Origin of the sequence: Caballeronia sp. J97 (genome assembly GCF_905220305.1) — a bacterium.
GTDB lineage: Bacteria > Pseudomonadota > Gammaproteobacteria > Burkholderiales > Burkholderiaceae > Caballeronia.
Genome location: NZ_CAJMZL010000025.1, coordinates 90,388 through 113,431, shown reverse-complemented (window position 1 = coordinate 113,431; position 23,044 = coordinate 90,388). Strand labels below are relative to the sequence as shown.

General features: G+C 63.6%; 20 protein-coding genes and 1 pseudogene. 6 read left to right on the top strand and 15 right to left on the bottom strand.

Features of this window, described 5'->3' with window-relative positions; translation table 11 throughout:
• Positions 1–46 precede the first annotated feature (46 nt).
• From U4Y90_RS26550 to U4Y90_RS26520, 7 genes are all read right to left on the bottom strand, one after another.
• Positions 47–841 carry a CoA ester lyase gene (locus tag U4Y90_RS26550; protein ID WP_321799081.1) on the bottom strand — a complete coding sequence of 265 codons (795 nt, stop codon included), beginning with the start codon at positions 839–841 and terminating at the stop codon, positions 47–49.
• 19 nt (positions 842–860) lie between these two features.
• Positions 861–1,610, bottom strand: a complete 750-nt coding sequence (locus U4Y90_RS26545; RefSeq protein ID WP_321799086.1) for a GntR family transcriptional regulator — start codon at positions 1,608–1,610, stop codon at positions 861–863.
• 71 nt (positions 1,611–1,681) lie between these two features.
• Positions 1,682–2,872 carry a CoA transferase gene (locus tag U4Y90_RS26540; RefSeq protein ID WP_321799079.1) on the bottom strand — a complete coding sequence of 397 codons (1,191 nt, stop codon included), beginning with the start codon at positions 2,870–2,872 and terminating at the stop codon, positions 1,682–1,684.
• Positions 2,869–4,053 carry an acyl-CoA dehydrogenase family protein gene (locus U4Y90_RS26535; protein WP_321799078.1) on the bottom strand — a complete coding sequence of 395 codons (1,185 nt, stop codon included), beginning with the start codon at positions 4,051–4,053 and terminating at the stop codon, positions 2,869–2,871. The genes U4Y90_RS26540 and U4Y90_RS26535 overlap by 4 nt, the downstream gene beginning before the upstream one ends.
• A gap of 27 nt (positions 4,054–4,080) precedes the next feature.
• Positions 4,081–5,481: an MmgE/PrpD family protein gene (locus U4Y90_RS26530; RefSeq protein WP_321799077.1), complete on the bottom strand. Its 1,401-nt coding sequence runs from the start codon at positions 5,479–5,481 to the stop codon at positions 4,081–4,083.
• Complete coding sequence (locus tag U4Y90_RS26525) at positions 5,478–6,824, bottom strand: MFS transporter (RefSeq protein ID WP_415749416.1); 1,347 nt, start codon at positions 6,822–6,824, stop codon at positions 5,478–5,480. Before U4Y90_RS26525 ends, U4Y90_RS26530 begins: the two co-directional genes overlap by 4 nt.
• Before the next feature lie 174 nt (positions 6,825–6,998).
• Positions 6,999–7,502 carry a MaoC family dehydratase gene (locus U4Y90_RS26520; protein ID WP_008346896.1) on the bottom strand — a complete coding sequence of 168 codons (504 nt, stop codon included), beginning with the start codon at positions 7,500–7,502 and terminating at the stop codon, positions 6,999–7,001.
• 301 nt (positions 7,503–7,803) lie between these two features.
• Between U4Y90_RS26520 and U4Y90_RS26515 the strand changes: the two genes are divergently transcribed.
• Positions 7,804–8,085: a LysR substrate-binding domain-containing protein gene (locus U4Y90_RS26515; RefSeq protein WP_415749415.1), complete on the top strand. Its 282-nt coding sequence runs from the start codon at positions 7,804–7,806 to the stop codon at positions 8,083–8,085.
• A 108-nt stretch (positions 8,086–8,193) separates the two neighbouring features.
• On the opposite strand, the pseudogene U4Y90_RS26510 reads toward U4Y90_RS26515, so the two are convergent.
• The 4 genes and pseudogenes from U4Y90_RS26510 to U4Y90_RS26495 all read right to left on the bottom strand — a co-directional run.
• Positions 8,194–8,316 (bottom strand): annotated as a pseudogene (locus U4Y90_RS26510) (LysR family transcriptional regulator); the annotation flags it as partial.
• Positions 8,317–8,510: 194 nt separating this feature from the next.
• Positions 8,511–9,536 (bottom strand): histone deacetylase family protein, encoded by a 1,026-nt coding sequence (locus U4Y90_RS26505; RefSeq protein WP_321799073.1) that lies wholly within the window; start codon positions 9,534–9,536, stop codon positions 8,511–8,513.
• Positions 9,537–9,546: 10 nt separating this feature from the next.
• On the bottom strand, positions 9,547–10,803 hold the full coding sequence (locus U4Y90_RS26500; RefSeq protein ID WP_321799072.1) for a Zn-dependent hydrolase: 1,257 nt from the start codon (positions 10,801–10,803) through the stop codon (positions 9,547–9,549).
• A 23-nt stretch (positions 10,804–10,826) separates the two neighbouring features.
• Positions 10,827–12,137, bottom strand: a complete 1,311-nt coding sequence (locus U4Y90_RS26495) for an MFS transporter (protein WP_321799071.1) — start codon at positions 12,135–12,137, stop codon at positions 10,827–10,829.
• A gap of 128 nt (positions 12,138–12,265) precedes the next feature.
• Here U4Y90_RS26495 and U4Y90_RS26490 point away from each other — a divergent pair, with 128 nt between their 5' ends.
• A complete protein-coding gene (locus tag U4Y90_RS26490; RefSeq protein ID WP_321799070.1) occupies positions 12,266–13,222 on the top strand; it encodes a LysR family transcriptional regulator in 957 nt (318 codons plus the stop codon).
• 11 nt (positions 13,223–13,233) lie between these two features.
• Here the strand turns inward: U4Y90_RS26490 and U4Y90_RS26485 are convergent, their stop codons facing one another.
• Positions 13,234–13,458, bottom strand: coding sequence for a DUF6900 domain-containing protein (locus U4Y90_RS26485; RefSeq protein ID WP_321799068.1), 225 nt, complete (start codon positions 13,456–13,458; stop codon positions 13,234–13,236).
• 322 nt (positions 13,459–13,780) lie between these two features.
• Between U4Y90_RS26485 and ptsP the strand changes: the two genes are divergently transcribed.
• Together ptsP and ptsG are read left to right on the top strand one after the other, a co-directional pair.
• Complete coding sequence (ptsP, locus tag U4Y90_RS26480; RefSeq protein WP_321799067.1) at positions 13,781–16,312, top strand: phosphoenolpyruvate--protein phosphotransferase; 2,532 nt, start codon at positions 13,781–13,783, stop codon at positions 16,310–16,312.
• A gap of 13 nt (positions 16,313–16,325) precedes the next feature.
• Positions 16,326–18,107, top strand: a complete 1,782-nt coding sequence (gene ptsG / locus U4Y90_RS26475; RefSeq protein WP_321799065.1) for a PTS glucose transporter subunit IIBC — start codon at positions 16,326–16,328, stop codon at positions 18,105–18,107.
• Positions 18,108–18,384: 277 nt separating this feature from the next.
• On the opposite strand, the gene U4Y90_RS26470 is transcribed toward ptsG, so the two are convergent.
• The gene (locus U4Y90_RS26470) at positions 18,385–18,636 is read right to left on the bottom strand and encodes a hypothetical protein (RefSeq protein ID WP_321799063.1); all 252 of its coding nucleotides are present in this window, start codon (positions 18,634–18,636) and stop codon (positions 18,385–18,387) included.
• A 181-nt stretch (positions 18,637–18,817) separates the two neighbouring features.
• On the opposite strand from U4Y90_RS26470, the gene U4Y90_RS26465 reads away from it, so the two are divergent.
• Positions 18,818–19,498 carry a dihydrofolate reductase family protein gene (locus U4Y90_RS26465; RefSeq protein WP_321799062.1) on the top strand — a complete coding sequence of 227 codons (681 nt, stop codon included), beginning with the start codon at positions 18,818–18,820 and terminating at the stop codon, positions 19,496–19,498.
• Positions 19,499–19,611: 113 nt separating this feature from the next.
• Positions 19,612–20,334, top strand: a complete 723-nt coding sequence (locus tag U4Y90_RS26460; protein WP_321799061.1) for a DeoR/GlpR family DNA-binding transcription regulator — start codon at positions 19,612–19,614, stop codon at positions 20,332–20,334.
• Between the two features lie 73 nt (positions 20,335–20,407).
• On the opposite strand, the gene U4Y90_RS26455 is transcribed toward U4Y90_RS26460, so the two are convergent.
• Positions 20,408–21,469 (bottom strand): ABC transporter permease, encoded by a 1,062-nt coding sequence (locus U4Y90_RS26455; RefSeq protein WP_321799060.1) that lies wholly within the window; start codon positions 21,467–21,469, stop codon positions 20,408–20,410.
• A complete protein-coding gene (locus U4Y90_RS26450; RefSeq protein WP_321799059.1) occupies positions 21,466–22,995 on the bottom strand; it encodes a sugar ABC transporter ATP-binding protein in 1,530 nt (509 codons plus the stop codon). Before U4Y90_RS26450 ends, U4Y90_RS26455 begins: the two co-directional genes overlap by 4 nt.
• Positions 22,996–23,044: the final 49 nt, after the last annotated feature.

Below are 23,044 nucleotides of genomic sequence, written 5' to 3'. Positions count from 1 at the left end.
CACTGGCACTAATACCTTCATTCCCTCTGTCTCCGTTGAACCGCGTCTACGCGGCTTGAATTCTTCGCGCACGATCGACGATCGGCTTGTCGACCAGCTTCCCGTCCACCGAAATCGCGCCGCGCGGATTCGCTTCCAGCGCAGCGAGCACGCGTGCCGCCCACTCGCGCTCGGCGGCGCTCGGCGCGAAGCCGTCATTCACGGCATCCACCTGCTTCGGATGAATGCACAGCTTGCCGCCGAAACCGAAACGCCGCGCATCGAGCACATCGGCGTTGATCGCGTCGATATCGCCGGTGGCGAGCGTCACGCCGTCGATCGGCGGTGCCAGTCCCGCAAAGCGCGACTCGATGACGAACTGCGACCGCACATAGTCCAGTTCGCGCCCGGTGCCGTCGATGCCCGCATCCACACCGAAATCGAACGAGCCGAACGCGAGCCGCGCCACATGCCCGCACTGCGCGATCTCACGCATGCGCACCACGCCCGCGACGCTCTCCACCAGCGCGATCAATTCGACGCCTTCGGCGCAGCGCGCGGCGATATCGGCGAGTTGCGTCGCATCCTCGGCCTTCGGCACCATTACGGCCCGCGCGTTTGCCGCACGCGCCATCGCGACATCGTCCTCGTGCCACGGCGTTCCAAAAGCGTTCACGCGAATCACGACGCGTTCATGCGTCTCACGCAACCATTCCGCGATCTGCGCGCGCGCCTGCGCTTTCGCATCGATGGCGACGGCATCCTCCAGATCGATGACGACACGATGCGCGTGCGTCGCCAATGCCTTGTCGAAGCGCTCCGGACGATCGCCCGGAACGAACAGAAAACTGCGTGCAATCATGCGGAATTCCTCGAATGCTTCAGGCGCCGCTCCAGCCGCGCTGGAACGTCTCCGAATAGCTGAAACGGTCGGCGGGATGAATGCTGACCGCCGCCTCGACGATCTCGCCTCGCTTGTTGAAATAACGACGCGACAGCCACAGCGCCGGCGAGCGCGCCTTGGCGTTGACGAGTCGCGCGATGTTCGAAGGCAGCGCCACCGCGCGAATCTCCTGCTGCACCTGCGTGATCTGCTCGCCGAACTGACGCTCGATCATCGTGAAGATCGGCGTATGCGGATCGTCTTCGATGCCCGTCAGCGAACGGAACGCCGGCTGGATATAGACCTCGGTATGACAGATCGGATCGACGCTCTCGGGCGAGCGCCGGATGCCCTCCAGACGCAGCCACGTTTCGCCGGGTTTCGCCTGCAGCATTGCGCAGAGCGATGCATCGCTCAGTTCGACCGTCTCTTTCTTCAGAACCTGAAGCGCGGTGTCGGCCGAATAGCGATGCAGGTCGCTCAATTGCTGCATGACCTGCCGATAACTGCCCTCGGAGTTCAATGCCTTGACGGTGGTGCCGATGCCGGCCTGCCGCACCACCATGCCGAGCTGCACGAGCTGCTTGACCGCCTCGCGCACGGTCGAGCGGCTCGCGCCGAACTGCTCGCAAAGTTCGAATTCGGTGGGAATGGTGGAGCCCACCGGAAAGCGTCCGCTCTGAATTTCGTTGATGAGCGTCTGCGCCAGTTGCAGATAGCGCGGCTGCTGACCGAGCACGTTGACCATCTTTTGCACGCACGATGAAGGATTGACGGACGGACCCGCCTTTCGCGCGACATCATCCGGTGCAAGAATCATCATTGCACCGCGCCGCTTTCGCGCAATCGAGCGATCCGACCAGCATCGTAACCGAGTTCGGCCAGAAGCCTCTCATTGTCCTGCCCGAGCTCGGGCGCCGCACGCGCGGGCAAAGTCTCATTCACCCGCACCGGCGCCGCCACGTTGCGCACCTTTCCGAAGCGCGGATGCTCCGCTTCGGTCACGCCCTGCCGCTCCGCGACGAACGGATTGTCGAGCGCCTGCTTGACGTCGTAGACCGGCGCGGCAGGCACGCGCCCGCCCAGGCGTGCGAGCCATTCGGCGGTCGTCGCACGCGAGAGGGCCGCATCCAGCTCCTGCTCGACGAGATCGCGATTTGCGAGCCGCGCCTTGAAATTGCAGAAGCGTTCGTCGGTGATCCACGACGGCTTGTCGAGTATCTCGGCCAGCACGCCCCAGAACTTTTCCTTGTTGCACATCAGGAAGATCCAGCCATCCTTTGTCTTGTACAACTGGCTCGGCGTAAGCGAAGGATGCGCGGAACGCCGGTCGCGTCCGGTTACCGTGCCGCCATTCAGATACCACGTGCCGACATACGCGAGGTTATGCAGCGCGACGTCGAAGAGGCTCGTGTCCATGTCGCGGCCGATGCCTGTTGCACGCGCCTGCACGAGACCCGCGAGCAACGCCATCGCGGCCGTGGTGCCCGTCATCAGATCGATGATCGAGAGACCGAAGCGCGCGGGCGGACTGTCCGGCTCGCCAGTGACAGAGAGATAACCCGCTTCTGCCTGCATCAGATAGTCGTAGCCGGGCCACGATGCGCGGCTGCCGGTTCGTCCGTAGGCCGACAGATGCGCGCACACGATCGCCGGATTCGCGTCCTTCAACTGCTCGTAGGTGAGGCCCAGCTTCACGGGCAGATCGCCGCGCAGATTGTTGAAGACCGCATCGCTCGACTTCACGAGATCGAGCAGCACTTCGCGCCCTTCGGGCTTCTTCAGATCGAGCGTCAGGCTGCACTTGTTGCGATTGAACGCCTCGAAGAAATGGCTATCGCCTTCGCCGAAAAAATGCGGTCCCACGTTGCGGCCCACGTCGCCGCCTTCGCGGAAGTTCTCGATCTTGATGACTTCCGCGCCGAGATCGGCGAGATGTTGCGTCGCGAACGGACCCGCGCCGTATTGTTCGATGGCGACGATGCGTACGCCGGAGAGAGGCAGGCTCATGCGGGGTTCCTCGCAATCAGCATCTTGGCGATGATCAGGCGTTGCATCTCGTTGGTGCCTTCGCCGATGGTCAGGAGCGGCGCATCACGATAGAGCCGCTCCACGTTGTATTCCTTCGAGTAGCCATAGGCGCCATGAATACGCATGGCTTCCATGCTGTTCTCGACAGCCGCTTCGGTCGCGAAGTACTTCGCCATGCCCGCTTCCATGTCGCAGCGCAGGCCCTTGTCGTAGGCGCGTGCGGCGGAGTCCGTCAGGAGGCGCGCGGCTTCCACGCGTGTCGCCATTTCGCCGAGTTTCAGCGCGATGGCCTGATGCTCGCAGATCGGCTTGCCGAAGGTCTTGCGCTGCTGCGAATACGCAACCGCTTCATCGAGCGCGGCCTGGGCGACACCCACCCCGCGCGCCGCCACGTTGATGCGGCCCAGTTCGAGCCCGCTCAGGATCTGCTTGAGCCCCAGGCCTTCTTTCCCGCCGATCACGCTCGATACCGGCACACGGAAATCGCTGAACGTGAGCTCGCACGTATCGATGCCCTTGTAGCCGAGCTTCTGCAACTGCCGGCTCACCTCGAAACCCGGCCCCTTCTCGACGATCAGCAGGCTCATGCCCTTGTGGCGCGGCTGCGCTTCAGGATCGGTCTTGACGAGCAGCGCGAGGATGTTGCCGTACTTGCTGTTGGTGATCCAGGTCTTGCTGCCGTTGACGACATAGTGATCGCCGTCGCGCTTTGCGACCGTGCGGATCGCCTGAAGGTCCGTCCCGCAGTCCGGCTCGGTCAATCCAATGCCGCCGCGCAACTCACCCGTCGCCATGCGCGGCAGGAACTCGCGCTTCTGCGCCTCGGTGCCGTTGCGCTGGATCGTCATCGCCATGATGAGGTGCGAATTGATGATGCCGCTCACCGACATCCACACCGCCGAAATACGATCGACGATCTTTGCGTAGGTCGCCGTCGTGAGACCCAGACCGCCGTACTCGGTCGCGATCAGGCAACCGAAGAGGCCCATGTCCTTCATCTTCTCGACGATCTCGTGCGGATACTCGTCCTTCGCGTCGAGCTCGTGCACATAGGGCTTCACTTCCGTCTTGAGAAATCGGTCGAGCATGTCGAGAATGAGCGTCTCGTTCTCTTCGTACTCGCTCGTGTCCTGCTGTTGGTCGGCGTCGATGGTGGCCATTGCTTCTCCTGGATTCGTATGCATGTTTTACGCGAGCGCTTGCGCCAGACTGCGGGCCGGCTGTGTGTCGAGCGAGAGCACCGCTTCGCGGATGCGCTCGGCGGCAGCGCGAGAGACGTTGCGCTGCGCGTTGTCGAAGAACTTCGCGACGATGTCGTCGTTCGTGAGCGGCCTGTCCGACGAGCCGCGATTGATCGACTCGCGATGCGTCAGCGTGCGGCCGTCGCGCATATGGACGATCACTTCGCCCGTGTAGTGACGCGGGAAGGTCGAGTCCGGGTCTGCTTCGTGCGTGACGCGGGCTGCCACCGCGCGCACGGTTTCGTCGGCGAGCGCCTCGGCTTCCAGATCGTCGAGTGTGAAGCGGCCGCGCACCAGTCCGGTCGCGACGATGTACGGGATGCTGAACTGCGCGTCATAGCTGTTCGACGGCTTCTGCTTCGGCGCGACCGGCTCGCAGACGATCGGGATCGTCGGACCCGGCACGCGCACGACCACGCGCTCGATATCGCTCGCCTGCAAGCCGTGTGCGCGATGCAGCGCGACAGCCGCATCCGACGATGCATGCGTGAAGTGGCACGCGGGAATCGGCTTGAGCGCGACGCCGTCGATTTCCCATGTCTCGCCGAGGCCCGCTGTCGCGATGTCGATATCGCCGGCTTCGAGCGGCGTCTTCATGTAGAGGGCGTAGAGACCGAAGCGGCCTTCATAGGTCGCGCCGGGACCGATATAGCCATGCTTCGCGAGCGTCGCGGATGTCGCGCCCGCCACCGCCGCCCATCCCGGATGCAGACGCTTGGTCCATGCGCCGTCCTGCAGGAACTCCAGATTGCCCGAAGCCATCGACAACACGATGCCCTGCGCATGCTGCGCTTCTTCCACCGACAAACCCAGTAGACGCGCTGCGCCGAGCGAGCAGCCGAATGCGCCGACCAGTCCCGTCGGATGGAAGCCGGCGTTATGAAAGCCGCTCTTCGCCGCGGAGCCGACGCGTGTGGATACTTCCATCGCGCAAAGATAGGCGGTGAGCAGGTCCGCGCCGCTCGCGTTTTCGCGCTCCGCGAGATTGAACGCCACGGGCAACGCGCTCGCCGTCGAGTGGATCACGCCGCGCGCATGCGTATCGTCGAAGTCGAGGCTGTGGATCAGAAGACCGTTGAGCAGCATCGCATCGCGCAATGCGAGCTTTTGCTCGTGACCGAACACCGTCGCCTCGCCGCTGCCCAGTTCCTGCATGGCGGCGAGCGTCGAGCTTGCGTAAGGCAGCTTCAACGTCGCATATGCGAGTCCGATGCTGTCGAGGATCAGATGCTTCGCGCGCTCGCGTACGCTGTGCGGCACGTCGCTCAATTGCAGATGCGTCGTGAACGAGGCGAGGCGTTGCGATACGGTTCGGGCGTGCTGCTGAATGTCGTTTCGTGCGTTCATCGCGTGGCTCCCTGATGGTTGAGCGGCAGATCGTCGGCGTTGGCGTCTTCATCGGGCGAGACTTCTTCCAGCGAGAACTGGTTCGCATCCACGCCCAGGCTCAGCACGGCGATCACGAGCAGGATCAGAACGCCCGCGACCATGCCGAGCACGCCGAACAGGCCGAGTTGCGCGTACAGGATCACGGCGGCGTATGAGGTGAGCATCGACGCGACGCGTCCGCACACGCCCGCCACGCCCGTGCCGCGCAAGCGCAGCGCGGTCGGGAACAGTTCGGGCACGTAGCCGAAGAGGCCCAGCGTGACGATGCCGAAGATGCAACTGACGAGCGTGAAGCCCACGATGGCGATCGCCGCGTTGGCCGTCATTTGCGGATAGACGAAGCCGAGCACGATCGCGATGACGCTATAGAACACGAGACCCTTCGCACGTCCCAGACGGTCGGCGGTGAGATAGCCGAGCACCGCCCCGAACGGCGCGCCGAGGGACATCAGCGTCGTGAAGCCGAGCGACGTGACGATATCGCGTCCTTCGTGCACGAAGAAGGTCGGCAGCCAGGCGACGAAGCCGTACACCGCGACATTCACCGCCACCGCCGTCAACGCGGCCGTCAGCGTGCGACCGATCATGCAGCGGCGAAACAGTGCGGACAGCGGCGCACGCGGCACTTCCAGATTCTGCGTGCGGGCGCATTCCGTCAGCGGACCTTTTTGACGCGCGACTTCGGCTTCGATCGCGCTCACGGTTTCCTCGGCCTCCTGCGTGCGCCCGACCGATTCGAGCCAGCGCGGCGATTCCGGCATGCGATGACGCAGCGCCCACACGATCACCGCGCCGATGCCCGCGATGCCGAACATCCAGCGCCAGCCGAGATGCGGAATGACGACGTATCCGACGCTCGTCGCGAGCACGAGTCCCGAGTTGACGATGAGGCCGAGCAGCGAGATCCAGCGTCCCCGATACGCGGGCGGAATGAACTCGCACAAGGTGCCCGCCGCGACCACCAGCTCAGCGCCCAGCCCGATGCCCATGACGAAGCGCGCGCCGATCAGCCATTGGATAGTCGGCGCGAAGGCGGCCACGAAGGACATCAGCCCGAACAGCGCGAGATTGAACTGATACGACGAGCGGCGTCCGAAGCGGTCGCCGAGATAGCCCGACAGCCCCGCGCCGATCACCATGCCGAGAAAGCCCGACGAGACGAACAGCGCGTTGAGCTGCAGCGTCGAAAAGCCCGCCTTGAGCATGGCCGCGGACACGCCGCCCGCGAGATAGACGTCGAATGCATCGAGGCACGCGCCCGCGCTGATGAGGCCGAGAATCTTCCAGTGAAAACGCGACATCGGCAGCCGGTCCAGCCGGGCGCCCGAGCTTACGTAATGACTCACAGTTGTCTCCAGTACTGTGACGATGAACCGTCGCGCCGCCGTGCGTCGATGCGTCGATGCAATCGAACGGTCTTGTATGCGAAACGGAAACGGAATGCCGGCGCGGGAAAGCGCCGGCGATATGCGAGCTCAGTCTTCGGCGGTGCCGTGCCCGCGTTTGGCGATCAGCGCGGTACGGATGAAGTCCATGACGGGCTTGCCGTCCTGATTGAACGCACGCGTGTGCACCGTGACGATGCCCTGCGTCGGGCGTGATTTCGATTCGCGCACTTCGAGCACTTCCGACTCCGCATAGAGCGTATCGCCCGCAAAAACGGGGCCCGTCAGGCGGATTTCCTTCCAGCCGAGATTGGCGATCGCCTTGCCGCTCACGTCGTTCACCGACATGCCCAGCACGATCGCGACGGTCAGGCCGCTGCTCACCAGGAGCTTGCCGAACTCGCTCTTCGAAGCGTGATGCGCGTCGCAGTGCATCGGGTGGAAGTTCATCGTCAGCAGCGAGAACTGAATGTTGTCCGCGTCCGTGATCGTGCGGCCCGGGCGATGCTCGTAGATATCGCCGACGGTGAAATCCTCCAGATAACGACCGTAGCTGGCCCGGTAACGCTGTTTGCCTACTCTGTCCGAATGCATCTTGTCCCGCCTCCTGTCTTAAACATCACTTTGTACGGACAAAGTATCGTCCGCAACGTCGGCGGCGTCAAGCTGGAATGTGTAGCGGTAAACCCTGTTCAGCTCGCGTGGCGGCTATCGTCCCGCATCACGGCATAGGGTCGGCTGCGGATGCCTCGTACTCCATGGATTCGCGTGGGCCGTATCGGGCTGAAAGTTCTTCGCTGTTCATCGTGCTTTCTTCCGTGAATCGGCTGCCGACGTCCAGATTCGAGCCGCCGGCATCGGCCTGCTGGCGAGCACCTCGGATCTCCTCGCGACCATGCTGGCGGGCGAGGTTGCGAGACGCTATCCGCATATCCGCCTGCGACTGACCATCGGGTACGCGGGGCACTTGCAGGACTGGCTCGAAGCGGGGGATATCGACGCCGCGCTACTCTATGGGCAGAAGGAAACGCCTGCGCTTCATGTGAAGGCATTGCTCGAGGAAAGCCTGTGGGTGGTCGCCGAGCCGTCCGCGCGGCTGTCGCGTAAGCGGCCGGTCGCGCTGACGCGTGTCGCGCGCGAGTCGTTCATCTGGCCGGACGCACGCTGGCTCGGGTAATCGACTCGACCGTGCGGAGCGTTTTCCGCGCTGGCCGGACAGCGTGCTGTTGGTGAAGCCCGCGCGATGAAAGATCGAGAAGAGGTGATGGCGAAACGCTTCCCACGCATGGGACGTGCCGAGCACGAAGCGCTCATTCGCGAGGTTCGTAAGCTTCAGCACTTTCTTCTCCGACAACGGATGCGCGGTTGGCAGGAGCGCAACCATCGGCTCGCGGCCGAACACGCGCATTTTGACGCCGGGTGCCGAGAACGATCCGATCATGAAGCCGACGAACGGCAGCAGCGCAGCGGTGAGGCGGCGTCCGCCGTCAATGCCGGCGTCAACTGATACTTGAAATTCAACTCATCCGTATTGAAGAGCGCCGAGCCGCTGTAGCCGCGCGGATTCGGACCAGACGTCGACGTGTTCCCCAAGCGCAGCGCTCAACCGCGCGCAGCCGTGAACCCACCAAAAAACGCCCGCGCATTCGCTTCGAGACTTTCCAGGTGATATCCGCCTTCCTGAACGATCACCGAAGGCAAATCAAGTCCGCCGATCGCCGAGCCGAGCCGCCCAAACCCTTCGGTCGTCACAGCGACCTGCGCTTGCGGATCGTCCTTGTAGATATCGAACCCGAGCGCCAGCACGAGCGCATCCGGCTCGAAGCGTTTCAACACGCCCAATGCATCATCGAGTTTTTCGAAAAACACCGCTTCGGATGAACCATGTGGCATCGGCAGATTGACGTTGAAGCCGTCGCCCGCGCCCGCGCCTCGTTCTTCCTCATAGCCCGCGACGACCGGATAAAAATTGGTCGGATCGCCGTGAATGGAGATGTACAGCACGTCGTCGCGTCCGTAGAAAATTTCCTGCACGCCCTGACCGTGATGCATGTCGGTATCGAGAATCGCGACGCGTCCGAATCGGCCGCGCAACGCCTGCGCCGCGATCGCCGCGTTGTTCAGATAGCAGAATCCGCCGGCCGCATCGGCGCGCGCATGATGTCCGGGCGGACGGCACAACGCGTACGTTTCACGCGCGCCATCGTTGACGGCCGATGCCGCCGCCAGCGCGCCCTGCGCCGACCAGTACGCCGAACGCCACGTATTCGCGCCGACCGGACAACTGCCGTCGGCGAGATAACGCGCTGCTTTGCCGAGAATGCCTCTCAACGGATTCGGATCGCGGACATAGATATTCGACATGATCTCGTCGCCCCAGTCGTCGGGCATCTTCTTCCACTCACGATGACCCTCTTCGAGAAAGCGCAGATAGTTCATGTCATGCACGGCGGCGATCGCAGCCATGCCGTGATCCTTCGGCTCGATCACATCGAAATCGAGCGACTTCGCCGCGGCGACGAGCCGCGCCGCGCGCTCGGGCACTTCCTGCGGCGCGCGCATCTGTCCGCGCGACATGTAGCTGCGCGGATGATGCAGCAGTTGCTCAGGGTGAAAGAACGTTTTCATCGGGATTCCCTTATTGCGCATCGATAGTGGCAGAAACGCCCGCGCGCGCGAGCACCGCATTGAGCAGCACGTTTGCGCCGTGCGTCACGTCCTCGGGCAAGGCGTCTTCGGCTTCGTTGTGCGAAAGCCCGTCGACGCACGGAATGAACACCATCGCCGTCGGGCAATGGCGCGCCAGATGAATCGCATCGTGACCCGCGCCGCTGACGATGCGCTCGTTCGAGTAACCCAGCGCATCGACCGCCCGCGCGACATGTGCGACGCAATCCTGGTCGAACGGCGTCGCGGGACTGCGCCAGTACGTGTCGACCGATACTTCGACGCCGCGCGCCTTCGCGACGCTCGCAAAGGCTGCGCGCAGATCGCGCTCCATCGCATCGACTTCGTTATCGTCGTGATGACGCAGATCGACGGTGAACGCCACCTTCGCCGCAATCGTATTGCGCGACGCATTCGCGATGCCCACCTGCCCGATCGTCACGAGTCCGCGCGGCGCGTAGCGTGCGACGATCTTCTCCAGTTCCAGCGCCATCTGCGCCGCCGCGAAATACGCGTCCTTGCGATACGGCATCGGCGTCGTGCCCGCATGGGCGGCGATGCCGGTCACGGTGACATCGAGCCAGCGGATCGCCTGTCCGCCCGTCACGACGCCGATCGTCGTGCCGTTCGCTTCCAGCACCGGTCCCTGTTCGATGTGCGCCTCGAAGTACGAATCGACGGCCTGGCCTTGCACCGCGCGCGTGCCGCGATAACCGCTTTGCGTGAGCGCATCGGCGAGCGTGATGCCTTGCGCATCCTGCTTCGCGAGCGCTTCGTCCAGCGACGTGACGCCGGTGAACACCGCCGATCCGAGCATCGCCGGCGTGAAGCGCGCGCCCTCCTCGTTCGTCCACGAAACGATTTCGATCGGCTTCTCCGTGACGATGTCCGCATCGTTCAATGCGCGCACGAGTTCGAGCGCGGCCAGCACGCCATACACGCCGTCGAAGCGCCCGCCTTCGGGCTGCGTGTCGAGATGGCTGCCGATCAGAACCGGCGCCGCGTCGTCTTGCGCACCGTCGCGGCGCGCAAACAGATTGCCGATCTCATCGACGGACACCGTCATGCCCGCATCGCGGCACCATTGCGCGAAGAGATCGCGGCCGCGCACGTCTTCTTCGGTCAGGGCGAGCCGGCGCACGCCGCCCTTCTCCGTCGCGCCGATCCGGGCCATGTCCATGAGGCTTTGCCAGAGACGCTCACCATCGATTTGCAGCAGGTCTGTCATGTTCGATTCCATTGCTTTCAGATTCACATCGCGCCCACGGACTCGGCGTGCTCCGCATGCGACGCCCGGCGCGCATCGAGCGCGACGATGGACAGCAGCGAGATTCCCGCGAGACACGTATAGAACACCGCGAGCGGCCACCATTGTCCCGTGTAGCGATGCGCGAGCCAGGTGCCGACGAGCGGCGTCAGTCCGCCTGCGATCGCGCCGCACACCTGATACGCGAGCGAGATGCCGGAGTAACGCACGCGCGTCGGAAACACGCCGCTGACGAAGCCCGCGATCACCGAATAGAAGCTCGCCATGCAGACCACCGCGATCGCGATGCCGATGACCATCGGCACGGCCGAGCCGCTTTGCACGAGCACGAACATCGGATACGGCGAAATCATCGCGAGCAATGCCGTGATCTTCAGGAAGCGCGCGCCGCCCATGCGTTCGGCGAGCCACGCGGCGACGGGCTGCGCGAGCAACTGGATGATGGCGACGGCGAACAGGCAATCGAGAATGAGCGAGCGTGTGACGCCGACGTATTGCGTCGTGTACGCGATCATGAACGTGTTCGTGAAGTACACACCGGCAATGCCGATCGTGTTCGCGCCGATGCACAGCAGCACGAGGCCCCACGCGGAGCTGAACACTTCGGCGATCGGCAGCTTGGCCGTCCGGTTCGATTCCTTCACGCGCGCGAATTCCGGCGACTCGTTCACGCCGAGACGAATCACGATGCCGACGATCAGCAGCACCGCGCTCGCGAGAAACGGAACGCGCCAGCCCCACGACATGAAATCGGCCTTGTCCATCGACGTCACCGCGCGAAACGCGATCAGCGACAGGATCAGCCCCGCCGGGCTGCCGAGCTGCGCGAACGATGCGAAAAACGTGCGGCGTCCTTGCGGCGCATGTTCGCCCGCCATCAGCACCGCGCCGCCCCACTCGCCGCCGACCGCGATGCCCTGCACGACGCGCAGCACCACGAGCAGCACCGGCGCGAGCATGCCGACCTTCGAATACTCGGGCAGCAGGCCGACGCCGACGGTCGCGACGCCCATCATCATCAGCGTCGTCATCAGCGCCTTCTTGCGGCCGATCTTGTCGCCGAGATGCCCGAACACGATGCCGCCGAGCGGACGCGCGAAAAAGCCCACAGCGAAGGTCGCGAACGATGCCATCGTGCTGACGAACCGGTCGCCCGACGGAAAGTAGAGCTCGCCGAAGACGAGCGCCGCCGCGGTCGCATAAATATAAAAGTCGTACCACTCGATCATCGTGCCGATGAACGCCGCGGTCGCGGCGCGTCCCGGCTGACGGGTACTGACGATGGCTTGGGTCATGCTGGCTCCGATGCACCTGAGATGCGTTGACGGTCGATAGGCGTCTTTATCGTCAGCCATAAATTATTAGTCAAATTTCGCGTTATTATTCAGCGCATAAATTCAGCTAATAGTTCGACGAAACCACGATGCGCAACGAAATCGCCCGCTTCCTGAACGACCGCCTTGACTGGAATTTGCTGCGCACGTATCTGGTCATCATGCAGGAGCGCAGCCTGAGCCGCGCGGCGGCGCGCCTCTACGTGACGCAGCCCGCCGTGAGCCAGGCGCTGCGGCGCCTGGAGGAAACGCTGGGGCGCAAGCTGATCGAGCGGCGCGGCCCGTATTTCGCACCGACGCAGGCGGGCGAAGAGGTCTATCGGATCGCGAGCGATATTTACGGCAATATCTCGCGGCTCGAAACCGAGCTCGACGACCGCACCGAGGACATCAACGGGTCCATTCGTCTCCTGACGATCAGCCGCATCGAATCGCCTGTCTACGACGAATTCCTGGCCGACTTTCATCGGGCGTATCCGCGCATCGATCTGCAAATCGAGGTGATGCGTTCATCGGACATCATTTCGTCGCTGCTGCAGAAGACGGCGACGGCGGGGCTCGGCCTGTGCCGCACGCCGCACGAGAAGCTGGACATGCGCTGCTTTCTGCGCCAGCGCTACGCGATCTTCTGCGGCAGGCATCATCGCCTGTTCGGCAAATCGACGCTGACCATGGACGACCTGCTCGCCGAGAACTTCGTGTCGTTCACGAGCGATCAGATCGGCGACAGTCTCTCGCCGCTCACCGTGTTTCGCGATCAGAAGGGCTTCACCGGGCGCATCGTGGCTTCGTCACCGAGTCTCGACGAAGTGCGCCGGCTGATTTTCGCGGGCTTCGGCATCGGCTGCCTGCCCGAGCACATCGTGCGCGACGACATCGCGCAGCAACGTCTGTGGCGCCTGCCGCCGGAGGAAGGGCTCGTCGATGTCGACGTGCATCTGCTGTGGCATCGCGAGCGGAAGATGAATGCGGCGGACCATGCGTTTCTCGACAGCATGGAGCGCTGCATGCGGCGCTATTCGCTCGCGGAACGGCTGGGCAAATAGCGCGGCTTCGTTCAGGCGCACTGTCCTTTCACGCGTTCGGCGCGCGTCACCGTGTGCCCCACCAGCAAGCCGAAATCATAGGCGCGTTCGAGCGCGCGTCCGATGTCCTCGACGCGGCACATGCGTATGTCGGCGCTCGGCTTGCCCATCGGATCGAACGATTGAATGCCGAGCTCGTCGCGGGCAATCGTCAACAGGGGCTCCCAGTAGGCTTCGGATTTATTGCGGTAGATCATGATTCGGGTTCCTTTTGCTTGCATTTGCAACATATCAAGCTTAATAGGATCGCTGGCCAAATCATGCGACGGATCGCCGCGAATGGAATGTCATCTCTAGAAAACAATGTTGCACCGCGAAACAATAGCCCGCCTTTTGCCACCGTTCCTCCCGAAACGGGAACACGGTGTTTCAGAATCCGAATCAATGTGAACGTTCCGATGCGAAACGCATGCGCTAGCGAACGTCCATTCATTCGGCCAGCGAATCATGGAGCCGTTGCCTATGATTGATTTCAGGCCGGTTCCAGCTCATATCGTCAAAGGACAAGGAGTCGTTCACATGAAAGCTCCTCAAGGTTTGGCACGAATCGAGTTGATGGCGCCGTTGTCAGGCGTGATGGTGCAGCTCGAAACCGTTCCCGATCCGGTTTTCGCACAGAAGATGGTCGGCGACGGCGTGTCGATCGATCCCACATCCAACGAGTTGCTCGCCCCGCTTTCCGGCACGGTCACGCAATTGCATCGCGCGGCGCACGCGGCGACGATCACCGGTGCAAACGGTCTCCAGGTGCTGATCCACATCGGCCTCGACACGGTGATGCTGCGCGGCGAGGGCTTCACGCCGCTCGTCAAGGAAGGCGACACCGTCACGACGGGCCAGCCGCTGATCCGCTTCGATCCGGTCGTCGTCGGCGCGCGGGCCGTGAGCCTGCTCACGCAGATGGTCATCGCCAACGGCGAGCTCGTCACGCGTTACGTGCCCGCGACGGGTCTCGTCACGGCGGGCCAGGACGTCGCGTTGACGGTAGAGTTCGTCGGCGGCGCACGCGATGAAGCGAGCGGCGGCGCGGCAGGCGCGGTTCAGTCCGACGAAATCGAGTTGCCGAATCCGCAAGGCCTGCACGCGCGGCCCGCAGCCGTGTTCGCGGCCGAAGCGAAGAAGTACAAATCCGACATCCGTGTCTTGCGCGGCGGCGACAGCGCGAACGCGAAGTCCGTCGTCGCGCTGATGGCGCTCGCGACGAGCTTCGGCGACAAGCTGCGCGTCGAGGCCGCCGGCCCCGATGCGGGCGAAGCCGCCGCGGCGCTCGCGCGTCTGCTCGCGTCGGGCTCGGGCGAGAAGCCGGGCGATGCGCCCGCGCCTGCCGCGGACGCCGCCGAAGCCGTCGCGCTGAAACGCGCAGCGCCCACCGACGCCAACGAATTCACCGGCGTATCGGCGTCGCCGGGGCTGGCGGTCGGCAAGATCGTGCAGTTCCGTCAGGAAGTCATCGAGGTGTCCGAAGCGGGTGAATCGCCGCAACGTGAACGCGCTCGGCTTGACGCGGCGCATCACGAAGCGCGTCAGCAGATCGAGGCGTTGAAGGCGAAGCTGACCGATCCGTCCAAGGCGCAGATTCTCGACGCGCATCTCGAACTGCTCGACGATCCCGATCTCAACGACGCGGCCATCGCCGGCATCAGCGACGGCAAGAGCGCGGGCTTCGCGTGGCGCGCCGCGTTCGAGACGCAGGCGAACAATCTGGAGAAGCTCGACAACGCGCTGCTGCGCGAACGCGCGGGCGATATCCGCGATGTCGGCCGACGCGTGCTGGCGCTGCTCGCCGGTGTGAAGCAGGCGCATATCGATGTGCCCGCCGAATCGATCCTCATTGCCGAGGAGCTTTCGCCTTCCGATACGGCCTCGCTCGATCGCAGCAAGGTGCTCGGCTTCTGCACGACGACCGGCGGCGCGACGAGCCACGTTGCGATTCTCGCGCGCTCGCTCGGCATTCCGGCGGTCTGCGGCATCGACGAGGACGCGCTGCAGTTGCCTGACGGCACGCTCGTCGTGCTCGATGGCTCGCACGGAAGCCTGCGGCGCAATCCCGGCGCCGACGATCTGGCGAAGGCGCGCGAGCGCATCGAGCGTCAGACGAAAAAGCGCGAGGAAGAGAAAGTCGCCGCGAGCAAGCGCGCCGTCACCGCCGACGGACATCGCGTCGAAGTGGTCGCGAACATCCGCAATGCGCAGGAAGCGCGCGACGCGGTCGCCGCGGGCGCGGAAGGCGTCGGGCTGCTGCGCTCCGAGTTCCTGTTCGACAACCGCGACACCGCGCCGTCGGAAGACGAACAGGCCGCCGAATATTGCGCGGTCGCCGAAGCGCTCGGCCGCGAGCGTCCGCTCGTCGTGCGCACGCTCGATGTGGGCGGCGACAAGCCGCTGTCCTATCTGCCGCTGCCGAAGGAGGACAACCCGTTCCTCGGCCTGCGCGGCGTGCGCGTGAGCCTCGATCGTCCCGATTTCTTCCGCGTGCAGCTAAGGGCGATTCTGCGGGCCGCGCCGATCGGCAATCTGCACATCATGTTCCCGATGGTCGCGGCCATCGAGGAAGTCCGTGCGGCGAAGAAGATTCTTCAGGAAGAAGCGGGCGATCGCATCGGTGGCGTCAAGGTCGGCGTGATGATCGAAGTGCCGTCGGCCGCGCTGATCGCCGAGCCGCTCGCGCGCGAGGTCGATTTCTTCTCGATCGGCACCAACGATCTGACGCAGTACACCGTCGCGATGGATCGCGGTCATCCGAAGCTCGCGAAACAGGCGGACGCGCTGCATCCCGCGGTGCTGCGGCTGATCGGCATGACGGTCGAAGGCGCGCACAAGCACGGCAAATGGGTCGGCATCTGCGGCGGTATCGCGTCCGATGCGATGGCCGTGCCGGTGCTCGTCGGGCTCGGCGTCGACGAGCTGTCGGTCAGCGTGCCGGCCGTCGGCTCGATCAAGGCGCAGCTCGCGCGCCTCACGATGGACGAAGCGCGCAAGCTCGCGGCGCAAGTGATCACGCTCGGCACGGCGGCGGAAGTGCGCGCCCTGCTCGCCCCCTACGCTGAATAAGAGGAAACCTGTCATGTTCAAAAACGCATTCGGCGTGGTGCAGAAGGTCGGCAAATCGCTGATGCTGCCGGTCGCGGTGCTGCCGGTCGCCGGCCTTTTGCTCGGCCTCGGCGCGACCGATTTCCACGGCTACGTGCCGGCCATCGTGCTCGCGCTGATGAAGAACGCGGGCGACGTGATCTTCGGCAACCTGCCGCTCATTTTCGCGATCGGCGTCGCGCTCGGCTTCACGGAGAACGACGGCGTATCGGGCATCGCCGCGACCATCGGCTATCTCGTGATGACGGCGACGCTCGGCGTGATCGCGAAGGTCGAAGGCGTCGAGCCCGACATGATCATGGGCATTCCGTCGATCCAGACCGGCGTGTTCGGCGGCATTCTCGCGGGCGGCCTTGCGGCCTGGATGTTCAACCGTTATTACCGGATCACGCTGCCGGCCTATCTCGGCTTCTTCGCCGGCAAACGCTTCGTGCCGATCGTCACGGCCATTGGTTCGATCGTGCTCGGCGCGGTGCTGTCGGTGGTGTGGCCGCCGATCGGCGGCGTGATCAAGGCGTTCTCGCAATGGGCCGCGGTGTCCGATCCGCGCACCGCCGCGACCGTGTACGGTTTCGTCGAACGTCTGCTGATTCCGTTCGGTCTGCACCACATCTGGAATGTTCCGTTCTTCTTCGAAGCCGGCAGCTTCCTCGATCCGACGACCGGCAAGGTGGTGCATGGCGACATCAACCGTTTCTTCGCCGGCGATCCCACCGCGGGCATTCTGTCGGGCGCGTTCCTGTTCAAGATGTTCGGCCTGCCCGCTGCCGCGATCGCGATCTGGCATTGCGCGAAGCCCGAGAAGAAGGTCGCGGTCGGCGGCATGATGGTGTCGGCGGCGCTGACTTCCTTTCTCACGGGCATCACCGAGCCGATCGAGTTCGCGTTTCTGTTCGTCGCGCCCGTGCTGTACTTCATCCACGCATGTCTTGCGGCATCGGCGCAGTTCGTCGCCAATACGCTCAACATGCACATGGGCTTCACGTTCTCGCAAGGCGCGATCGACTTCCTGATGTTCAACCTGATCGGCAACAAGGCGACGCACGCGTGGTACGTGTTCATCCTCGGGCCGATCTATGCGGCGATCTATTACGTCGTGTTCCGCTTCGTGATCACCCGCTTCAACCTGAAGACGCCGGGCCGTGAGGACGATACCGTCGAGACCGCTGCGGTCAGCTCCAGCGGAGAAGGCGGACGATCGCGCGATCTCGTGCTCGCGTTTGGCGGTCGATCGAACATCAAGAGCCTCGATGCATGTATCACGCGGCTGCGCATTACCGTGAACGATCCATCGCTCGTCAACGATGCGAGGCTGAAGGCGCTCGGCGCGGCGGGCGTCGTGCGCGTTGGCAACGGCGTGCAGGCGATTTTCGGGCCGCTGTCGGAGAACATGAAGACCGACATGCAGGAGTACCTGAAGACAGCGGGCAGCGACGCCGATCTGCCGGTAGCGGGTGCGTCCGCTGCTGCTGCGTCGGAAGCGATGAGCGCGCCGGCTGCGGCGTCGGCGCCGGATGCCGCGCAGCAGAAGGCGCGCGCGGAGAAGATTCGCGCGGCGCTGGGCGGCGCGGCCAATATTCTGAAGCTCGAACCGCTTGCGGCCACGCGCTTGCGTGTCGCGCTCGGCGACGCATCGCGGCTCGACGGCGCCGCGTTGAAGGCCGCGGGTGTGCCCGCGACCCAGGCGCTGGCTAACGGTGAGGTGGATTTGATCGTGGGGCTGGAGGCGGAGAACCTGGCGGGCGCGATGCGGTGAGGTGAAGGGAAGGAACGGGGCATCGCGTGCTGCCGTGCACGCGCGGCCCTTCTTGCGCCATACCGTGCGCGTCACGGTCATTGCCTGTCGCCGGCGGCTCTCGGTGCCCTGAGTCATGGCATGAAAAATCGCTCATGAACGATGAGTCCGCCATGCACGAAACCCGCCGCGAGACTCGTGCAGCCGCTATAGCTGACGAGCCCGAGCGGACGTGCGACGAGGAAGCGATGCGCGAACGCGCATCGGAGAGCAGGAATTCGAACTGTGCGAGCGGCGCTTATTCTTCGCCGGTCACCCATTTTTTGGTGGCGTGGTAGCCGCGTCTGGATGTATCGGCGATGGCGTGGCCGGCCGACTTCGCGCCGTCGCCGATCGCGTGCGCGGCATCGCGGGCCGCGTGTCCGGTCTGGCGTCCGGCCGATTTCACGTCTTCCTTGAACTGGTGCGCGCCCGATTCGACGCTCGCGTGCGCAAGCGGGCTGAGCGCGATCAGCAAGGCCGGCACGATGAGCAGAGTAGTCTTTTTCATGCCGATGATTTTCGCATATCGCGCGGGCGCGCGACGCGAGGCCGGAATCCGACATGATTCACCGCGTTCCGAAAAAAAACGGAACGACCTGCGATATTTTTTCGTCTGCGTGATCTTCACAGGCGGCATGGCGCTTGCATCGACGTGCCCGTCGGAGCCATTTTCCCGCCTGGAGAAGAAGATGCATATCGCCTGTCACATGATGTCGTCGCTCGATGGCCGCAGTCTCACCGATAACTGGAATCTCGATTTCGCGTCGCCGACCTACGAAGACACCGCCGCTCGCTTCGAGGCCGATGCCTGGGTGTGCGGCCGCGTGACGATGCAGGAAATCTCGCACGCCAAGGACCGCGACTATCCGCGCGGTCTCGCCAAAGGTCCCGTTCCGCGCAGCGATCATTTCGCGAAACGCGACGCGAGCCAGTACGCGATTTCCGTCGATCCGAAGGGACGTGTCGCGTGGAAAAGCAACACGGCGCTCGAATCGCATATCGTCGAAGTGCTGGCCGAGAACGTCGAGGACGATTATCTCGCGTATCTGCAATCGATCGACGCGTCGTACGTGTTCGGCGGCAAGGACGATATCGAGTTGAAACGCGTCGTCGATACGCTCGAACGCGAGTTGAAGATCGAGAAGCTGATCGTCGAAGGTGGCGGACATGTATCGGGTGCGTTCGTCAATTCGCAGCTTGCCGATGAAGTCAGCGTACTGATCGTTCCGCTCGTCGATGGACGCGAAGCCCATACGTCATCGTTCGAAATCGCGATGGACAAGTGGCGAACGCCGACCTATCTCAAGCTCGAATCGGTCGAAAAACTGGAACACGACATCGTCTGGCTGCGTTATACGCGCAAGCCGTGAGCTCTCGGGATTTACCCGCGCCACGCGTCTCGGGTCGCTAAAAATGCGACTTGCATTGTTATAATCCTCCCATCTCGCGCACAAAAGCTAACATTACTTATCGCGCCGCCCTGATGGCCAAGAACGACCGCCTGCGCATCCTTTCTGGTGCGCTCGAAAAACAGAACGTAATGCGTCTGCGCGATGCCGCCGCTTTGCTCGGCGTATCGGAGATGACAGTGCGCCGTGATATCGCCGCGCATCCCGGCCAGTTCACGTATCTCGGCGGCTATATCGTCAGCGCCGCCGACGTGCCCAACGCGGGTTACACCATCGAGGAAGAGAAAGACCATTTCGCGCAGGCGAAAGCGATTGCATCGAATCATGCGGCGCGCCTGCTCGTGGACAGCGAAACCATCTTCATCGACTGCGGCACGACCCTGACGACGCTGGCGCGGCAGATTCCCATGGAGATGCATCTCACCGTCGTGTGCTATTCGCTCAACGTCGCAGAAATCCTGCGGCGCAAGCCGAATGTGCGGATGATCCTGCTCGGCGGCGTGTACGTGCCGTCATCGGAATCGTTTGCCAGCGACGAGAGCGTCGAAACGTTGCGGCGCATGGGGATCAACAAGGCGTTCATGTCGGCGGGCGGCGTCGATGAAGCGCGCGGCGTCACGTGCTGGAATTTTCATGAAGTCGCGATCAAGCAGGCCGCAATGGCGAGCGCGGTGGAACGGCATCTCGTCGTCGATGCGAGCAAGTTCGGCAAGGTGAAAGCGGTGCGCTTCTCGCAACTCTCGGAGTTCGACTCCGTGATCACCGAGCAAGGACAGGCACTTGGCAAACGCGTCTGAATCGTTCAGATAAAAAACAAAAAGGCTCGTTCAGGATTTGAACGAGCCTTTTTGTTCCGCTTTTTAAGAGGCTTTACTGCTTGCGCCCCAGCGCGAACAGCGTCCCCGCGACGAGAATGAAGGCGCCGATGATCACCTTCTGCCAGGTGCTCGGCACGCCGACGAGAATCAGCACGCTATTGATGAGCGTCACGAGCACGACACCCAGCAGCGTGCCCACCACCGTGCCCGTGCCGCCCGTGATGCGCGCGCCGCCGAGAATCACCGCCGCGATCACATCGAGTTCCGTGCCGACGAGATCGAACGGATTCGCGAGGCGGTTCGTCGATACGTGCAGGATGCCCGCGACGCCCGCCAGCAGGCCGGTATAGCCGAATACGAACAGATGGATCGCGCGCAGGTTGTAGCCCAGACGTTCGGCGATCGCGAGCGAGCCGCCCATCGCATAGACGCCGCGGCCCATCATCGTGCGATTGAGCAGCCACCATGTGACGACGGCCGCGATCACGAGTGCGAGCACGGATACCGGCAACACGGCGCGCAAGCCATCCGGCGTGTGATAGAAAAATAGCGGCAAGCGCCCGAAGGTATCCATGCTGTGCGGAATGTTCATGAAGAACTGCGTGCCGACGAAAGTCAGCAGCAACCCGCGATACAGATACTGCGTGCCGATGGTGACGATCAGCGAAGGCGCCTTCAACCGATGCACCAGCATCCCGTTGATCACGCCGAGCACCACGCCGCCGAGCGCGCCCGCGAGCAGAATCAGCACGAACGGACACTCGGGCCACCACGCGAAGACGGCCTTGGTGATCGAATACATCGTCAACGCGGCGATGGCCGTGAACGATACGTCGATCCCGCCCGATGCCAGCACGACCAGCGTGCCGAGCGCGAAGAGCGAGACCGTCGTCGCCGAATGCAGCATGTCGAACAGCGTGGCGAACTGAAAGAAGCGCGGGTTGATGCTGCCCACGACCAGACACGTCACCACGATCAGCCCGACCGTGAACCACTCCGGATTGCGCATCAGTTGCGCGTACAGATTGCCCTTGCGCACACGCGGCGCGACTTCGGCCACCTGCTGCGGCATCGTCTCGCTTCCCGTGCGGCGGATGGATTCGCTCATGCTCATGCTGCCTCTGAAAGTAGCGCGTGATAAAGATCGGCCTCGTTCAACCGGTCCGCGCGATATTCGTTCGCGACGCGGCCTTTCTTCATCAACAGAATACGGTCGCAGTTCTGCAGCAACTCGGGCAAGTCGTCGCTGATCAGGATGATGCCGATGCCCTCCTTCGACAGCCGCTGCATGATGCGATAAATGATGTCCTTCGATCCCACGTCGACGCCGACCGTCGGGCCATGCAGAATCAGCACGCGTGGGTCGATGGCGAGCCAGCGGCCGATCAGCACGCGCTGCTGGTTGCCGCCCGAAAGCGATTGCACCGGCTTGTCGACATCGGGCGTCGCGATCTGCAAGTCCTTCACCGTGCGTTCCGCGAGCGCTTGCGCGCGTTTGCGGTCGATCTGCCCGAAGCGGTCGCGCAGGCTCGCGATCATCGCGGTGACGACGTTGTCGCGAATCGGCTTGTCGAGGAACAAGCCTTCGTTCAGCCGATCTTCCGGCACATAGCCGATGCGCTGCGCCTTCGCATCCGCCGGCGAATGCAGACGCACGCGGTTGCCGTCCAGGGTCACGGTGCCCACGTCGGCGGGCACGACGCCCGCGAGCGCTCGCGCGAGCTCGTTGCGGCCCGAATCGAGCAGCCCCGTTACGCCGAGGATCTCGCCCTTGTGCAGCTTGAACGACACATCGGCGAACTGACCTTTGCTGCCGAGTCCCTGCACATCGAGCACGACCTGCGATGCGCCTTCGTCCCCTTGCGCGCGATAGCGTTCCGTCGACAGATGCTTGCCCGTCATGAGCTCGCTGATCTGTGCCTTCGTGTAGTTTTCGATCGGCCCTTGCGCCATCTTCTGGCCGTCGCGCAACACGATCACTTCGCCGCCGATCGCATAGCACTCGTCGAGCTTGTGACTCACGAACAGTACGGCGACGCCGTCCGCGCGCAGACGTGCAAGCACGGCGATGAGATTGTCGACTTCCTTCTGCGTGAGCGATGTCGTCGGCTCGTCCATGATGACGAACTTCGCCTCGCTGGCGATCGCACGCGCGATCGCGACGAGCTGACGCGTTGCGAGCGGCAGTTGTTCGATGAGCGTCTTCTGAAACTCCGCGTCGCCCGGCAGGCCGACGGCTTCGAGCGCGCGCGCTGCCGTCTGGGCGAGCGCACGGCGATCGAACGTGCGCGCGAGCTTGCCCGCGTGCTCCGCGAGTTCCGACGTCAGCGCGACATTCTCCGCGACACTCATGTTCGGCAGCAGCGACAAGTCCTGATACACCGTCTCGATACCCGCCGAAAGCGATTCGAGGGGCGACAGCTTCTTGTGACGCACGCCTTCGATCACGAGCTCGCCTTCGTCGGGCGGCTGCGCGCCCGAAATGATCTTGATGAGCGTGCTCTTGCCGCAACCGTTCTCGCCCAGCAAGTGATAGATCTGGCCGCGCTCGAATGCGAGGCTCACGCCACGCAGCGCATACACGCCGGTGAAGCGCTTGTGGATATCGACGACTTCGAGGAGCGGTGTCGTTGTGGTCATGTCTGTCCAGGGCATGCGGCGCGCATCGGAAGAAGCGCGCCGCGCGCAT